This is a genomic window from Synechococcus sp. R55.4, assembly GCF_047461935.1.
In the GTDB taxonomy this organism is placed as follows: Bacteria; Cyanobacteriota; Cyanobacteriia; order Thermostichales; family Thermostichaceae; genus Thermostichus.
This window is the reverse complement of the sequence record NZ_JANSIF010000041.1, coordinates 1-15,011: the sequence shown is the minus strand read 5'-3', so window position 1 is coordinate 15,011 and position 15,011 is coordinate 1. Positions and strand designations below refer to the sequence as shown.

Genomic DNA, 15,011 nt, shown 5'->3' with positions numbered 1-15,011 from the left:
TACAGAGGGTCTGGTCTGTCCCAGGCCCTTTTTGACTGCCACTTAGGGAGATTCCCAGGGTTAACCCCGCTCTCGCATGGCTTCGGCCAGCAGCCGGGCCACTTCTGGTCGAGAAAACTCCGGCGGGGGCACTTCACCGCGGCGCAGCATTTCCCGCACCTTGGTACCTGAGAGGTGAATGCGCTGGTGAGGCTGGCTGGGGCTGGTCTTGGCCGTGGCCATGGTGCCGGTGACGGTGCAATAGAAAGCATGTTCAAACTTCAAGGGAATGATGCCCAGCTCCCCCGGCTGGAACTCATCGAAAATGTGTTGGGCATCGTAGGTACCGTAGTAGTTCCCCACCCCGGCGTGATCCCGCCCCACAATGAAATGGGTACAGCCATAGTTTTTGCGAATGAGAGCATGGAAAATAGCCTCGCGGGGGCCGGCGTAGCGCATCGACGCAGGGTTGATGGCCAAGATCACCCGCTCCTTGGGGTAGTACTTTTCGATCAACACCTCGTAGCAGCGCATACGCACATCGGCGGGAATGTCGTCGCTTTTGGTAGCCCCCACCAGCGGGTGCAAAAATAGCCCGTCCACAATCTCCAAGGCACATTTTTGGATGTATTCATGGGCGCGGTGGATGGGGTTGCGGGTTTGGAAGCCTACAATGGTTCTCCAGCCTCTTTCCCGAAACAGTTGCCGCGATTGGGCCGGATCGATCTGGTAGGCCGGAAAAAGAGGGTGGGGATCCCGCTGCAGGAGGGTGACGGGGCCGGCCAAATAGACGGATCCCTGCTCGTAGAGCACCTTTACCCCTGGATGTTGCTCATCGGTGGTGCGATAAACTTGCAGGGCTTCGTATGTTTTATCGTAGGTGAACTTCTCGGTCAGCTCCAGTAAGCCCAGGATCTTGCCCGCGGAGCTGGCCAAGGCAATCATTTGCCCCTCTTTCAGACCCGCTGCCACTTCTGAGGAGACCGGCAGGGTGACCGGCAGCGACCAAGCCAAGCCATTGGCCAGGTGCATTGTTTCCAGAACGGCCTGGTAATCTTCCCGCCCCATAAACCCCGTTAGCGGGCTGAAGCCCCCAATGGCGATCATCTCCAGATCCGATTGGGCCCGCTCGTCGAGATAAAGAATGGGGCAATGTTCGGCTTTGGAACGCAGCTCCTGCGCCTGCTCAGGCGGGGCAATGCGGTTGATCAGGGTGCCCCCGTGGGGCGGAATGGCATCACCAGCAGGGAGAGTCGATGGAGATTGGCTCATGAGAAGGGCACTGAGAACAAAGGTTATCCAATCCAATATCCAACTATCGAATCCCGGATCTCCAGGAAGCAGGGAAAAAAGCACAGGTCGGGCTGAAAACAGGAGGGAGCAGAACAGGTGGAGACCCCATCCAAATCACGCCCTTAGGGATCCCTTCCATCCCAGTCAATCCAGCAGATAGGGAGGCATGCTTTCATCGGTGGCTGATACATTGTCGAAGATGGGCCGATTCATAATCTTCTTTTGCGCGTGCAGAGGCGAGGATTGGGGTTTGGGCTGAATGATGGGGGCTTGCTCTTTGGGTTTCCGTAACTCCTGGATGGTTTTGGCCCGCTCGTCCGCAACCGCTTGCAACTGCGCCAGCGCCTTTTGCAATTCGTCCCGATGGGCAGTAACCTGCTGCAATTGAGCTTGCAGGGTAGAGACTTTGTTTTGGTAGTCTTGCAAGAGTTGTTGAGCTTCGGCCAGTTGGCTTTTGAGGGCTGCAATTTCCGGCAATTCTGGGGTTGGTTCTGGGGGAGACTGAGAAGACATCGTTGTCGGCTCCTCGCCTGTGGGAGTAGACTCTGCGGAGGTGGGCTCTGAACTGGTTTTAGCACCGGCCTTGCGCCGAATTCCGCCGGAGCGGCGGGAAATTTCCCCCGACGAAGGAAAGAGGCTGCGGTCAGATCCAGTCACAAGAGCACCTCGCGTTCAACAAACTGTAGCAGCCGCTGACACACCGCCGACCCAGGCCGATAGTCCATCACCGTCAAGCCGTAGTCAAAGGCGATGCGCAAATCGCTGCTATCTGGAATGGTAACGGGTGAAAGCACATCCGCAAAAATCTGTTGCGCTTGCACGTACAATTGCCCGGTGTGGGATCCCGACCAAATGCCCCCCGGCAGATAGCGGTCGTCCAGCATCGTCAAAACGGCGCGGGCGTGGCTGAGCTGGCCTTTCAGGGCCTCAATGTAGCGCAAGGTTACTTCCGTGCAGGAGAAATCGGCGCGGTTGAGCCGTGTCGGGATCAACACCCGCTGGGCCACCCGCAGGGCATTGGCGGTGAGGGCATTCAGTTCTCCCGGCGTATCGAGAAAGATGAAGTCGTAGTCCGGCAGCAAGGGATCCAGTTGGCGCTGCAACAGATCCTGACCCGTCTCTCCGGCAGCAGCCAGTTGGGCCGCCACTTCCGCCATGGTGCTGTGGGAGGGCGCCACATCCACTCCCTTGTCCGTGCAGTAGATCACCTCTTCCAGAGGACGTTGGTGCTGCGGGTGTAAGCTGGCCCAAGCCGTTTCCGGTGCCGCCAGGGATCCGGCCCCTTCCAGGTAAAGGTTGCTGGCAGTGGCCTGGGACGTGAGATCGATGAGCAGAACTCGGTATCCCCGTTGGGCCGTCAACTGAGCCGCGTGGACGCAGAGGGTGGACTTGCCGGTGCCCCCTTTGTTGTTGGTAAAGGCCAGGATACGCGCCATCAGCTCTCCCTGCATTCTGTCTTGCCAACTTGTTCCCCTTCCCGAGCAGCTTGGCCAGATCCGACAGGACAGTCGTTGAGGTGGCCCCGCAGCAGTCTATGCTATTGGGTGTAGCCTGGTGGAGGACAACCATGCGCGATGTACTGGCGATCATCTTGGGAGGTGGGCGTGGCACCCGACTTTATCCCCTGACCAAGCGCCGCGCCAAACCCGCTGTGCCCCTGGCCGGCAAATACCGCCTCATCGACATCCCGGTCAGCAACTGCATCAACTCCGACATCGAAAAAATCTACGTCCTCACCCAGTTCAACTCTGCCTCTCTGAACCGCCACATCGTCAACACCTACCGCTTGTCTCCCTTTACAGGCGGCTTTGTGGACGTTTTGGCGGCCCAACAAACCCCTGACAATCCCGATTGGTTCCAAGGCACCGCCGATGCTGTCCGCCAATACCTCTGGCTGATGGACTCCTGGAAGCCGCGGGACTTCCTCATCCTATCTGGGGATCACCTCTACCGCATGGACTACCGCCCCTTCATCCAGCATCACCGGCAGGTTGGGGCCGATGTGACGCTGGCGGTGCTCCCCTGTGAAGAAAAAGTGGCCTCGGGTTTTGGCTTGCTCAAGCTTGGCGAGAACGGTTGCATCGTCGATTTCAAGGAAAAGCCAACAGGAGATCTGCTGAAAGCCTGCCAGGTGGACACGCAAGCTCTCGGCCTCAGCCCGGAAGAAGCCAAAGCCAAGCCCTACATCGCCTCCATGGGCATCTATGTATTCAAGCGAGAAGCTCTGATCGAGATGCTCAAAGTCAAGGAGCACACCGACTTTGGCAAAGAGGTGCTGCCGGCAGCCATCGGCAAGTACCATCTGCAAGCCTACCTCTTCCAGGGTTACTGGGAAGACATCGGCACCATCGAGGCTTTTTACCGGGCCAACCTGGCACTGGTGCAGCAGCCCAACCCGCCCTTCAGCTTCTTCGACAGCGAAATGCCCATCTACACCCGCCCGCGCTTTTTGCCCCCCAACAAAATCCTCGACTCCCAGATTGTCAACTCCATGATCGCCGATGGTTGCATCATCAAAAACGCCCAAATTCGCAACTCCATCATCGGCATTCGCAGCCGCTTGGAGGCCAACACCATCATCGAAAACACCCTGGTGATGGGAGCCGATTACTACGAGTCGGTAGAAGAGCGGCAGGCCAGGCTAGAGGAAGGGATCCCACCGGTGGGCATCGGGGCCAACTCCCACATTGTCAACGCCATCGTGGATAAGAATGCCCGCATTGGGCGCAATGTCCGCATCCTCAACAAGGATCACGTCACCGAAGCGCAGCGGGAAGAGGAGGGGATCTGGATCAGCAATGGCATCGTCACCATCATCAAAGACTCGGTGATCCCGGACAACACCATCATTTGAGGGGGAAACAGGCCGGCCCTGGCCGAGAAGGGGGCAGGATGGGGCTGACAGGCCCTTGCGCAGAAACGGCGAGGCTTTTTCTGTTAAGATGGATACCAAGAGCTTCAAAACAAAAGACTGTGAGATCGCTGGAGTGTGTTTAGTAGAACTTCGCCCATTGCCGCTTTGGAAGTTTACGATCCGCAATTGATCTGCCGCTATTACCGCTGGCGCCTGCCCCAAGTGATCGGTCGGGCGCTGGCCATTCTCTGGCCTTTCTTGTGGTTTGTCCTCTGTTTGCGCTGGGATCAACTGTGGGGACACACTGATCGCAATGTGGGACGGCGCTCGGTGCAGTTGCGAAAGCTGCTCACCGACCTGGGGCCAACGTTCATCAAGGTGGGTCAGGCCCTCTCCACCCGCCCCGATCTGGTGCGCAAAGACTACCTAGAAGAACTCACCCAACTGCAAGATCAACTGCCGCCATTTCCTTCCGAGCAAGCATTTGCCCGCATCGAATCCGAGTTGGGCCGTCCGATTGCCGAGATCTTTGCCCAGATCTCTCCAGAGCCGGTGGCTGCTGCCAGTTTGGGCCAGGTTTACAAAGCGCAGTTGCACAGCGGCGAATGGGTGGCGGTGAAGGTGCAGCGACCCCATCTGCGAGAGCAGTTGAGCCTGGATCTGTACCTGATTCGCTGGGCCTCGACATGGCTGGGCCCCTGGCTGCCCTTAAACCTGGGCAGTACTTTGACGGCGGTGGTCGATGAGTTTGGCCGCAAGCTTTTTGAAGAGATCGACTACCTGCACGAAGGGCGAAACTGCGAGCGCTTCGCCGAATACTTCCGCGACGATCCGGATGTGTACGTGCCGCGCATCTTCTGGGCTTACAGCACCCGCCGGGTTCTGACCCTGGAGTGGATCGACGGCATCAAGCTGACGGATGTGGAGCGCATTCGAGCAGCCAACCTGGAGGTGAAACAATTGGTGCGTATCGGGGTGGTTGCTGCCCTCAAGCAATTGCTGGAATACGGCTTTTTCCACGCGGATCCCCACCCAGGTAACTTGTTTGCCCTGGCCGATGGTCGCTTGGCTTACATCGATTTCGGCATGATGGATCAGCTTACCGAGGAAATGAAGGAGTACTTGGTGGATGCTCTGGTTCACCTGGTGGATCGCGACTACAACGCCCTGATCGATGACTTTATTCATCTGGGCTTTTTGCAGTCGGATGTCGGCCGCCAAGAGCTGATCCCCGCCTTGGAAAAGGTGCTGGCAGACGTGCTGACCCAAGAGGTGGTCAACTTTAACTTCAAAACGGCCACAGATCAGTTCTCCGACTTGATGTACCGCTACCCCTTTCAGGTGCCCTCCCACTTTGCTCTGGTGATCCGCTCTTTGGTGACCCAAGAGGGAGTAGCCCTCAGCCTCTATCCCCAGTTCCGCATCGTTGGTGTGGCCTATCCCTATGTGGCCAAGCGCCTGCTGACGGACGAATCGCCTCGTATTCGCCAACGGCTGCTGCAAGTGTTGATCAAAGACGGCAAGTTCCGCTGGAACCGCCTGGAGAACCTGATTCAAATTGCCCGCAGCGATGGGGAACTGGATTGGTTGCCCACCGCCCAAATGGGCTTGCGCTACCTGATGTCGGAAGAGGCCCGCGATCTGCGCCGCCAGTTGGTGCTTTCCCTCACAGAAGATGATCGCCTTCACTTTGAGGAGCTGCAGCGCCTGTGGCGGTTGATCATCCCTGAACTTTCCCCGGCCTACCTCTGGCAGGCGACGCTGAGATCCCTACCCTCGACCGGCGATCTGCAACACACGTTTGCCGAGTTCAGGGATCAGGTGCAAGCCCATCTGGAACATCTTAGCCGCTGGCGGCCACCTCAACCCTGGTCGGATTTGCTGGCAGGAGTGGGACAGGAAAGATAGAACGGAAGAAGGTGGCTCAAGTTTAAGTTTGTTGTTTATTGAGCTGGACAGAAGCGTGGCAGATCAGAAAGGTGATTTCATTGCGGGTGTAGTGACCGGCGCCGTGTTGGGAGGGATGATCGGCGGGGTGATCGGGTTTGTGCTTGCCCCTCGACTCAGCAAGGGATCCGCCGAAGGCCAACGCCGGGATCCGGATCGCCTCAACGGCACCTCGGTAGCCCCTGAACGACCGCGCCTCAGTGCTTCAGGTGAGCCCGCCATGTCCAGCGACTGGAAGAAGTGGGAAAATGAGGCAGAACGCATTGCTCAAGCCCGCCGCACTCTAGAGGCCAAGATTGCCGAGTTAAACGAGGCGATTCAGGCCATGCGCACGCAATTGCTCGTCAAGGAAACCTCTTCCAGGGCTGTTGAGGAAAAGCCTTGAGCAGGGGATCCCTGTCCATGCCAAACTAGAGGCGGCAGCGGCTTTCCTCTCTAGGTTCTGCCATCCTCTCTCGGCTGAGTTGCGATCCTGGGCCAGGTCTGCCTCTGGCGAAGGTGCTTCAGCTTAATGGATGTTGAGTTGATCGAGTTGTTTCCCTACTTTTCCCAACCATGATGCTCAGTCACTTGTTGTCTCCTCTCGCTTGGGTGGACGGCCTCTCCCTGGGGTTGGTCTACGGCACTGCCGCGTCTTTGCTGTTCCGCTCCCTTTACCAGTTCATTGTCATTTACAATGCTCTGCTGATCGTGCGGATTTTGCTGAGCTGGTTCCCGCAACTGAACTGGTCTAACCCCATCCTGTCGGTGCTCAGCCAACTCACCGATCCCTATCTCAACCTGTTCCGCGGCATCATCCCCCCCATTGGCGGCTTGGACTTTTCCCCCTGGCTGGCCTTCATTTTGCTCAGTTTTGCCATGCAGGTGGTGGGCCAGTTTGCCTAGCCGCTGTAGCACTGGATTCATCTGGATAGGTCGGGATCCCTTTACGATGGAGAGCTGCTTTTTTCGTTGCCCGCCATGCAGATCCCCGGCGTTGCCCACTACTGGCTGCTGAATGCTCAGGTTCCCCTGTCGGTACTGAAGGAGGCGGTGCCAGGAGCTGTTCCCAACCGCGATAACCTGGTGTTGCTGGATCTGGAAATTGAAGGGGGGCAGATCCGCCAAATCCGGCTGGCAACAGGGATCCCGCCCCAGGGGATCCCCAGCGTGGATCTAAGGCGGGGCCAAGTGTGGCCGTGTTTTGTGGACATCCATACCCACCTGGACAAGGGACATGTGTGGCCGCGCACCCCCAATCCCGATGGCACCTTTGCCGGGGCGAGGCAGGCCGGCCAGGAAGATTGGGTGAAGATGAAGCAAGCCTATGACGGGGATCCGGAGCGGTTTCGGGAGGATCTCTACCGTCGCTTCAGCTTTGGTTTGCGCTGCAGCTATGCCCATGGATCCCAGGCAGTGCGCACCCATCTGGTCTGTGAGAATCCTCAGGTTATGGGGGCCAACTGGGAGGTGTTTGTCCAGTTGCGCCGAGAGTGGGCGGGCAGACTGGAGCTGCAAGCAGTAACGCTGGTGGACCTAGACTTCTTTCTCACCCCCGCAGGGGAGAAGCTGGCAGACAAGGTGGCAGAGCTGGGCGGGCTCCTGGGTGGGGTGGTGACGATGGGGCCAGAGCTGGATCGGCAATTGGATCGGGTGTTTGCCCTGGCCAAGGAGCGGGGCTTGGCTCTGGACTTTCATACGGATGAGACGGATGATCCGGGATCCCTCACATTGAGACACGTAGCAGCGGCGGCCTTGCGCAACGATTTTCCCCATCAGGTGGTGTGTGGCCATTGCTGTAGCCTGGCCGTGCAACCGCCGGAGGTGGCCCACAAGACTATGGCCTTGGTCAGAGAGGCGGGAATTGCCGTGGTCAGCCTGCCCATGTGTAACCTATATTTGCAAGCCCGTAACCCCGGCCATACCCCCCGCTGGCGGGGAGTGACGCTGTTGCATGAGCTGAAGGCTTTGGGCGTGCTGGTGATGATAGCCAGCGATAATTGCCGGGATCCCTTCTACGGCTTTGGGGATCACGATGGCTTGGAGGTGTTCCGGGAGGCCACCCGCATTTTGCACCTGGATACCCCCTATGGGGATTGGCCCCAGGCCATCACCACCACCCCTGCCCGCATCATGGGCTTGACCGAGCGAGGGCAAATTGGGGTGGGCTTGCCGGCAGATCTGGTGCTGTTCAAGGGACGTGGCTTTGACGAGCTGCTCTCGCGACCCCAACATGACCGGGTGGTGTTGCGTCAGGGGCAGGCCATCGACACCACTTTGCCGGACTACAGCGAGCTGGACGACCTAATGGAGAGGGTGGGAGCAGCGGTTAGTTCTGGCTCCAAGCAGTAGAGCAGGGTTACTTGAATTGCAGCGAAGCAGCTTGGGGATCCCTGGCGTTTCTCCCCAGAGTGGGAAAAATGAAATTTGGAGTCATGGGGTGGGTCGGTTATCCCCAGATTAGGGTGAGATCCATAACAAAGCCAGGAAGAACGGGATCCCCAGACAAGCTGGTAGGTCGCTCCAAAACTTGCACCGGCTGACCTGTGCGATAGACATAGACCTTCCCGCTTTCCGGGTCGATTAACCAGCCCAGTTGGGATCCGTTGTCCAGGTACTCCTGCAGCTTGGCCTGAAGGATGGCCAGCTCGTCAGTAGGAGACTTCAGTTCCAGCACAAAGTCAGGGCAGAGGGGAGCAAAACGACGGCGCTGCTCTGGGGTGAGCTGCTGCCAGCGCTCTTTGGGCATCCAAGCAGCATCGGGAGAGCGAATGGCCCCATTGGGCAAGGCAAAACCGGCGGAAGAGTCAAAGGCCACACCAAGCTGAGTTTGCCGGTTCCACTGCCAGAGCTGGGCGCTAAGGCTCAAGTTTTGACGACTGCTTTCGCTGCCTGCAGGAGCCATGGCGATCAGTTCTCCTTGGGCGGTGCGTTCCAGGCGCAGCTCAGGATTCCGCCGGCAGAGCTGCTCGAAAACTTCATCGGTTAAATTCACAGCCGGCTGCAGGTTGAGGGCGATCATCATCCTTCCTGGGCAAAACTCTCAGGGTATGGGGCCTGTGGCTCGTATTGATCCCCTAGGATGGAGCGTATTTTTTGGCGAGGGGCGCGAAGGGCTGGACTTCTACCCAACTCTCGGCTTTGGGCCAAGACTTCTGGTACCCACTGTGACATACTCCCGCACTCATGCCGACACAAAGCGCTCCGCGCCGCTAAAGCGAGAGAGTGCAGGCTTCAAGGGCTCCGTCCCGCTGGCGCGAATGGGAGGGCAACCCGACAGAGGAAGTGCCGTAGCAGAACCAGGAACCGGAATCCTCGCCCTTTATGACGGGGAGTATGTCAAAGGGGTCAAGTGCCATCAGGTGAAAGTCCTCCTATTGGGGATCCCTGTGGGCAGCCAGAATGGCCTGAGCAGCCAGGTGGCCGGAGAGGGTGGCCCCTTCCATGCTGTCGATGTAGTCTTGGGCGGTGTAGCTGCCGGCAAAAAAGAAGTTGGGTACTGGGGTCTTTTGCTGTGGGCGGTAGGGATCCATGCCCGGTGCCTCTCGGTAGAGGGAGTGGGCCAGCTTGACCACGCTGTACCAGGTCATGTTCAGCTGCCGGGATGAGGGAAACAGCTCGTGGACTTGGTGCAACACGTGCTGGGCAATTTGCTCGTTGGGCATGGAAATGAAGGGATCCCCCGGCGTGAGCACGCATTGTAATAGAGATCCCTGGCCGGGTTTGTAGTAGTCGGCGGGGCTGGTGAGGGCCAGATCGGCAAAACAGGAAAAATCGGCATCGGCAGTGTAGAGGAGATTGTCGATACCCAGAGCCTCTGGGTGTTCGCCAGCTCGTTTGGCCTGGCCTTGGGGGTTCAGCTCCGTCACCCAGCCATCGAAGCGCAACTGCACCGTGGCCACCGGTACGGATTCCAGCTTGTAGAGGTTGTCGAATTGTGGCCACTGCCGCCACACTTCCGGGATCAGCCGCTTGGCCCCTTCCACCGCCGCTGCGCACACGTACACATCTGCCTCTACCCGCTCTCCATTGGCCAAGAGCAAGCCGGTCACGGGGTAGGGAGGAGAGTCGTTCACTTCAATGCGGCTGACCCCTCTGCGGGTGTGGATCTGGCCCCCACGGGCTTGGATGTAGCGGACGATAGGCTGAGTGAGATAGGTGTCCGGGGATCCCTTGAGGAAATTGAGCTTGGAGGCCTCTGTTTTGCTGGCAAACATCTGAAAGATCGTCAGCATACAGCGGGCAGAAATCTGCTCTGTATCGATAAAGCCCAAGGCATAGGCAATCGGGTTCCACATCCGCTTCAGGCTACCCTCGGATCCCCCATGCTGGCGGAACCACTCGGCAAAGCTCATCCGATCCAAGGCGCGAATTTGCCGCATTGCCCCTTCATAGTCCAGCAAGCCGCGAATCAAAGGGCTGGTGCCCAGCGCCAAGGCGTTGCGCAGCTTGTCCGCCCAAGAGAGCTGCTCGGTGGTGAAAAAAGCTTTGAGGCCGTTGAAAGGCGCCCCCAGGGGAAAGCGAAAATCCAGACTGGCCGTTTGCCCACCTCGGTTGACAAAGGTGTGGGTGTGTTGCTTGGGCAGCAGGTTCTCGTAGGCCCCCACCTTTTTCATCAGGGCAAACAAATTGCTGTAGTTGCAGAAAAAAACGTGCAGCCCCATCTCGATGTGGTTGCCATCGGCATCCTGCCAGGATCCCACCTTGCCGCCGACAAAAGGCCGCGCCTCGTAGAGCTGCACCTCGTGTCCTGCTTCAACCAAATCGACTGCCGTCACCAACCCGGCCAATCCGGCCCCAATAATGGCTACCCGCATAGCAATACCCTCAAACAGGCGCCGCCCGGGATCCCGCCCAGACCTGACGCAACTGCAAAGAAAGATGAACTTCTCTCATTCTGGAACAAAATGCGCCGGGGATCCCTGACTTGACAAACCACCGCAAAACTTGCCATCATAAATTTCCCGACGCGGATGTAGCTCAGTGGTAGAGCTTCTCGTTGCCAACGAGACGGTCGCGCGTTCGAATCGCGTCATCCGCTCTTTGGGCCCTCACCCCCAGCCCCCCTCCCCTCAGAAGAAGGGAGTTGGCTAGCGCCTGTAAAAGGTCTCTAGGCTATGGCGGTCGCCCACAAAGCGCCAGTGCCAGGGTTCGTAATTCACCCCCTGAGGGTTGTTTCTGGGGAAAGACAGCTCAAAGCCAAAGCGGGCCGCGTTGCTCTGCAGCCACTGGAAGGCCGGGGTGGTCTCAAAGGCTTCTTGAGTATCCCACTGCGGAAACCCGGCATCCCCAAGGTCGATGGCATAGCCAGTGTGGTGCTCGCTATAGCCAGGGGGAGCGCTGACAGCAGCTCGTTCCTCGGGTCGCAAGGCTCGGGATTGAGCCAATTGAAAAAACAAGAATTCCTGATCCGCAATGGAGCGAAACCCGGAAATAGGGACAAGGCGGATCCCGGCAGCTTGAGCTGCTTCGCTCATGCGAAGGTAACTTTCGGCAGCCGCCTGGCGCAGGCGCACCTCTCGACCACGGTAGCTGCCCACCACCCGCAAGCTGTCTGCAGGGGCTTCGGAATAGGCATAGTGCCCCAACAGAGAAGGTCGCCCATTCTGCACAGTTGGCTGCGGCAGAGAGGGCTGACCGGCTTCCTCCAGAACTTGGGGATCCGCCGCCTGCTGGGATCCCGGTAACTTCTCTATCCCCCAACCTGCCAAGAGCAACAGCCCAGCCACCACCAGGCCCAAGCCCAGGCGTAACCCCAAGGCAGCCGCCGGACCTTGCGCTTTTTTCGCCGGAGTGGACTGGCGACGGGCGACCGGAATGTCGTCGTTCATGCGCAAAGGCCGGGATCTAGCGAGGAGTACTGAAAAGAGGCAGCGTTTCTACAAACCCAAATCCGCCAAAATATCGCGGGCATGGGTTTCGGTATTGATGTTCTGGTAGACCTTGGCAATTTTGCCCTCGCCATCAATGACGTAGGTCACCCGCTTGGCATAGCCGCCCCCATCCACATCGTAGGCGCGGGTAATCACCCCACTGCTATCCACCAGTAGGGGGAAAGGCAAGTTGTACTTTTCGGTGAACTTTTGGTGAGAAGCTTGGTCGTCCATGCTCACCCCCAGCACCACCACGTCCTTGCTTTGGTAGTCGGCGTAGGCGTCGCGGAATCCACAGGCTTCTTTGGTACAGCCGGGGGTGTCGTCTTTGGGGTAAAAATAGAGGACAACGGTTTTGCCGGCAAAATCAGCCAGCGAAACCTGGTTGCCTTGGGTGTCAGTGGTGTTGAACCCAGGAGCAGGGGTGCCAACAGCGAGAACCATAGGTGCGTGACCCAAAAAGTGTGATGAATAGGGCTGCCCTCAGCATTTTCTTCAGCCCTGCTTGTCTCTGTCAAGGCATTACCGCTCCAGCTTGGCATTGCAACTCAGCCACCAGCTCTTGAAGCTCCGCCGATAGATTGCCGGGCAGCCGTCGCTTCAGAATCTCTGCCAACGATCGATAATACCACAGGGATCCCTCTTTTCCGGCGGAAAACCGCTGCCAGAGTTCATCCCCCAGTTGGCGAAAATCCCGCAAGATGCAGCGGGCGTTGTGCAGCTTGTCAGAGGCGGCCACCAACAAAACCGAGGCATTTGCCGTTTCCAGGTGCTTCAGGTAGGCGGTTTTGCGCTCTTTCCAGTTTTCTTTGGGCTCGCCTCGGGAGCCATCGCTTTCGGTATCCGTACATCCCAGGATGATCTGCAGCACCCGTTCTCCAAAGTGCTCCCGGATCTGTTGCTCAATCTGGGCCCGGGGCTCGCCTGTGTTGTGGGGGCCGTCCTCTAGGCTGTCGTGGAGCAGAGCGGCAATCGCTTCATCTTCATCCGCCCCATGCTCCAGGGCGATGGCTGCTACGGCCAACAGATGGCTGAGGTAAGGGATCCCGGTTCCCTTGCGGGTTTGGGAAGCATGCCAGCGATGGGCATAGTGCATTGCCTGCACAAACCGCTGTGTGAGTTGCGTTGACATCTGGATTCTCCGATTGGGGTTAAGTTGACCAAGAAAACTGGGTTGCAAGCCCTGCCCTAAGGCCTACAGCCCGCTGACGCGGCAAGGGCGGCTTCGTGCTACGCTGTTGGTTGAACTCCGCCAACTTGAGTATGGCGCAGTGTTAGCAAGAGCAATGTCAGCAGGAAAAGTATCTGGGAGTTCATCCCAGTAGTCGGGGTTATGGCATCCCCCACCACTCGCAAGGGTGGTGTAGCCCAAGAAGTAGGAATTATCCTGTGGCCTGGGAAAGAATCCTTGCCTTTTAGGGCAGGGAGAATGCCAATTTTTGGACAAGGTTGATCCAAGCGAGGTTCAGGCGCTGAGATTGCAAAGGTTTAGTCGGTGGCCGGAGTCTGTTTTGCAGGTAGCGGCACCAGCGTTCCTGTCCCCTACCAAGCGCACAAATCGACGAACCGATCGGCTATCCGAATTAGCTCCGAGTTTGTATTCGGCCTGTAGGCGGCTACCTCCAGCCGGCAGCCTTGGCGGCGGATGTACTTGAGGGCCGGCACAAAATCTCCATCCCCGCTCAGCAGCAGCACCGTCTCGTAGCGGGAGCACATCGCCATCATATCCACAATCAGCTCCCCATCCAGGTTGGCTTTGCGGCTGCCGTCGGCGTGGATCACCACCGGCTTGGTGACCACCCGATAGCCCTGCCTTCTCAACTCCTGCAGAAAGCGATGCTGAGCTTGGTTGTGGTGATCTACCCCAGTGTAAATATGCACTTCCATCTCGGATCTGCCCTGGGCCAGCCAGCTGAGCAGACTGGGATAGTCGAGATGGGATCCCCACTGCTGGGCGCTGGCGTGGAGATTGGCCGCGTCGATGAACACCCCCAGGGCTTTGCGGGGAAAAGCAGGGTTCGGCTGGGATGCCACCAGCTGCTGCAGGTGTTGGAGTTGCGCCTGCACCAACTCCAGTTGCTCCAAAGTCACTTGGGGCTGGGATACCGGCAGAGCATTCAACCGCAGCTCCACGGCTTTTAACCGCTGCTGGATGTGCTGGATGGCCTGGGTGATGGGGGCCAGCTGTTGCCGCACGGACAGATGAGACGTGGGCCGAGCTTCGAGGGCGTCGATCCGCCCTTGTAATGTTTCCAGTTGGGCCGCCGTCTGCTGCTGCTGTACCCAGATGGGCTCCAAAACCTTTACTTTCTGCTCGAGCTCTTGAATGGCTTCAGCCGGGGAAGCCAAGGTCTGCTGCAGAAGGGACGGTTCAGCAGTGAGCCGAGCGTCCAGCACCTCGAAACGCGCTTGCAGGGTCTCCAGTTGGGTTGCTGTCTGTTGCTGCTGTGTCCAGGTCTGTTCCAGAACTTGGCCAAGCTGTTCTTCGCGGCGGCGGATGGCAGGGTAGGCTGCTGCCAAAGGTAAGAGCCCCCAGATCACTTGGCGGGTCACCAGGGCCGTCACCCCCAGGGCCAGGGATCCCGTCCACAGCCAGGTTAAGGGGAAGGCAGAAGCCCTATTCATACTCATACTCATAGTCAGCTCTCCTCATAGTCAGCTCTCCTCAGTTTGGGTTATCGATCTGCTCGGTTGCCAGGATTTTACCTCACTCACATGGGCCACCTCAGGGATCCCTCTCGAAGAGCAAGATGCACAGAACTCACAGAGGCATCGAAGAGGAGCAATTCAGCAACTGCAGTATGCCTGCTATTGGAAGGGGAATCTTCCAATCGCTGGACAAACGTATTTCCCTTGTTGAGCAAACGGATCAGATATCGAGTCAGTTATCGAAAGCAGGCTCAAACTTGTTCCTCTTGACCGACAGGCCCCGTGGCCCGCTCAACCTGGATTCAACGTCCAAGCTATTGGCTGACGGTATGGGCCGTAAAACCATTGAACGGAGCAGGGTCAGCTAGAAATCGCAGGAGCCCCGCACTGTACCCGTAGGGTCAGTGTCGGGAGGAATGCGGAAGTTACGATAGAAC

At 58.2% G+C, this 15,011-nt stretch carries 14 protein-coding genes and 1 tRNA gene; 6 read left to right on the top strand and 9 right to left on the bottom strand.

All coding sequences use genetic code 11. The annotated features are described in order from the left end of the window. Positions 1-60: 60 nt before the first annotated feature. The 3 genes from sat to NW842_RS10030 all read right to left on the bottom strand — a co-directional run bounded on the left by sat (position 61) and on the right by NW842_RS10030 (position 2,708). Positions 61-1,251 (bottom strand): sulfate adenylyltransferase, encoded by a 1,191-nt coding sequence (sat, locus tag NW842_RS10040; protein WP_414373999.1) that lies wholly within the window; start codon positions 1,249-1,251, stop codon positions 61-63. 165 nt (positions 1,252-1,416) lie between these two features. Next, positions 1,417-1,785, bottom strand: coding sequence for a hypothetical protein (locus NW842_RS10035; protein ID WP_414329683.1), 369 nt, complete (start codon positions 1,783-1,785; stop codon positions 1,417-1,419). 140 nt (positions 1,786-1,925) lie between these two features. Further along, positions 1,926-2,708 carry a ParA family protein gene (locus NW842_RS10030; protein ID WP_414417956.1) on the bottom strand — a complete coding sequence of 261 codons (783 nt, stop codon included), beginning with the start codon at positions 2,706-2,708 and terminating at the stop codon, positions 1,926-1,928. Between the two features lie 131 nt (positions 2,709-2,839). On the opposite strand from NW842_RS10030, the gene NW842_RS10025 reads away from it, so the two are divergent. The 5 genes from NW842_RS10025 (at position 2,840) to NW842_RS10005 (ending at position 8,404) form a co-directional block, all read left to right on the top strand. Then, on the top strand, positions 2,840-4,126 hold the full coding sequence (locus tag NW842_RS10025; RefSeq protein WP_414417955.1) for a glucose-1-phosphate adenylyltransferase: 1,287 nt from the start codon (positions 2,840-2,842) through the stop codon (positions 4,124-4,126). Between the two features lie 135 nt (positions 4,127-4,261). Beyond that, entirely contained in the window at positions 4,262-6,034 is a 1,773-nt protein-coding gene (locus tag NW842_RS10020; protein ID WP_414417954.1) for an ABC1 kinase family protein, read from the top strand. A gap of 55 nt (positions 6,035-6,089) precedes the next feature. Continuing rightward, positions 6,090-6,458: a hypothetical protein gene (locus NW842_RS10015; protein ID WP_414417953.1), complete on the top strand. Its 369-nt coding sequence runs from the start codon at positions 6,090-6,092 to the stop codon at positions 6,456-6,458. A 170-nt stretch (positions 6,459-6,628) separates the two neighbouring features. After that, positions 6,629-6,958 (top strand): YggT family protein, encoded by a 330-nt coding sequence (locus NW842_RS10010; protein WP_011432695.1) that lies wholly within the window; start codon positions 6,629-6,631, stop codon positions 6,956-6,958. A gap of 75 nt (positions 6,959-7,033) precedes the next feature. After that, positions 7,034-8,404, top strand: coding sequence for a cytosine deaminase (locus NW842_RS10005; RefSeq protein WP_414417960.1), 1,371 nt, complete (start codon positions 7,034-7,036; stop codon positions 8,402-8,404). Positions 8,405-8,501: 97 nt separating this feature from the next. Here NW842_RS10005 and NW842_RS10000 read toward each other — a convergent pair whose 3' ends face one another. Together NW842_RS10000 and zds are read right to left on the bottom strand one after the other, a co-directional pair. Then, entirely contained in the window at positions 8,502-9,074 is a 573-nt protein-coding gene (locus tag NW842_RS10000; protein ID WP_414374018.1) for a Uma2 family endonuclease, read from the bottom strand. 352 nt (positions 9,075-9,426) lie between these two features. Then, positions 9,427-10,869, bottom strand: coding sequence for a 9,9'-di-cis-zeta-carotene desaturase (zds, locus tag NW842_RS09995; RefSeq protein ID WP_414417952.1), 1,443 nt, complete (start codon positions 10,867-10,869; stop codon positions 9,427-9,429). 152 nt (positions 10,870-11,021) lie between these two features. Between zds and NW842_RS09990 the strand changes: the two genes are divergently transcribed. Further along, positions 11,022-11,093 (top strand) — tRNA-Gly (locus NW842_RS09990). A 49-nt stretch (positions 11,094-11,142) separates the two neighbouring features. Here the strand turns inward: NW842_RS09990 and NW842_RS09985 are convergent. The 4 genes from NW842_RS09985 to NW842_RS09970 all read right to left on the bottom strand — a co-directional run bounded on the left by NW842_RS09985 (position 11,143) and on the right by NW842_RS09970 (position 14,556). Beyond that, positions 11,143-11,883 carry a D-alanyl-D-alanine carboxypeptidase family protein gene (locus tag NW842_RS09985; RefSeq protein WP_414417951.1) on the bottom strand — a complete coding sequence of 247 codons (741 nt, stop codon included), beginning with the start codon at positions 11,881-11,883 and terminating at the stop codon, positions 11,143-11,145. Between the two features lie 48 nt (positions 11,884-11,931). Further along, a complete protein-coding gene (locus NW842_RS09980) occupies positions 11,932-12,369 on the bottom strand; it encodes a peroxiredoxin (RefSeq protein WP_011432689.1) in 438 nt (145 codons plus the stop codon). A gap of 70 nt (positions 12,370-12,439) precedes the next feature. After that, positions 12,440-13,057 carry an HD domain-containing protein gene (locus NW842_RS09975; RefSeq protein ID WP_414417950.1) on the bottom strand — a complete coding sequence of 206 codons (618 nt, stop codon included), beginning with the start codon at positions 13,055-13,057 and terminating at the stop codon, positions 12,440-12,442. A 410-nt stretch (positions 13,058-13,467) separates the two neighbouring features. Then, positions 13,468-14,556: an NYN domain-containing protein gene (locus NW842_RS09970; RefSeq protein WP_414417949.1), complete on the bottom strand. Its 1,089-nt coding sequence runs from the start codon at positions 14,554-14,556 to the stop codon at positions 13,468-13,470. Between the last annotated feature and the right edge of the window lie 455 nt (positions 14,557-15,011).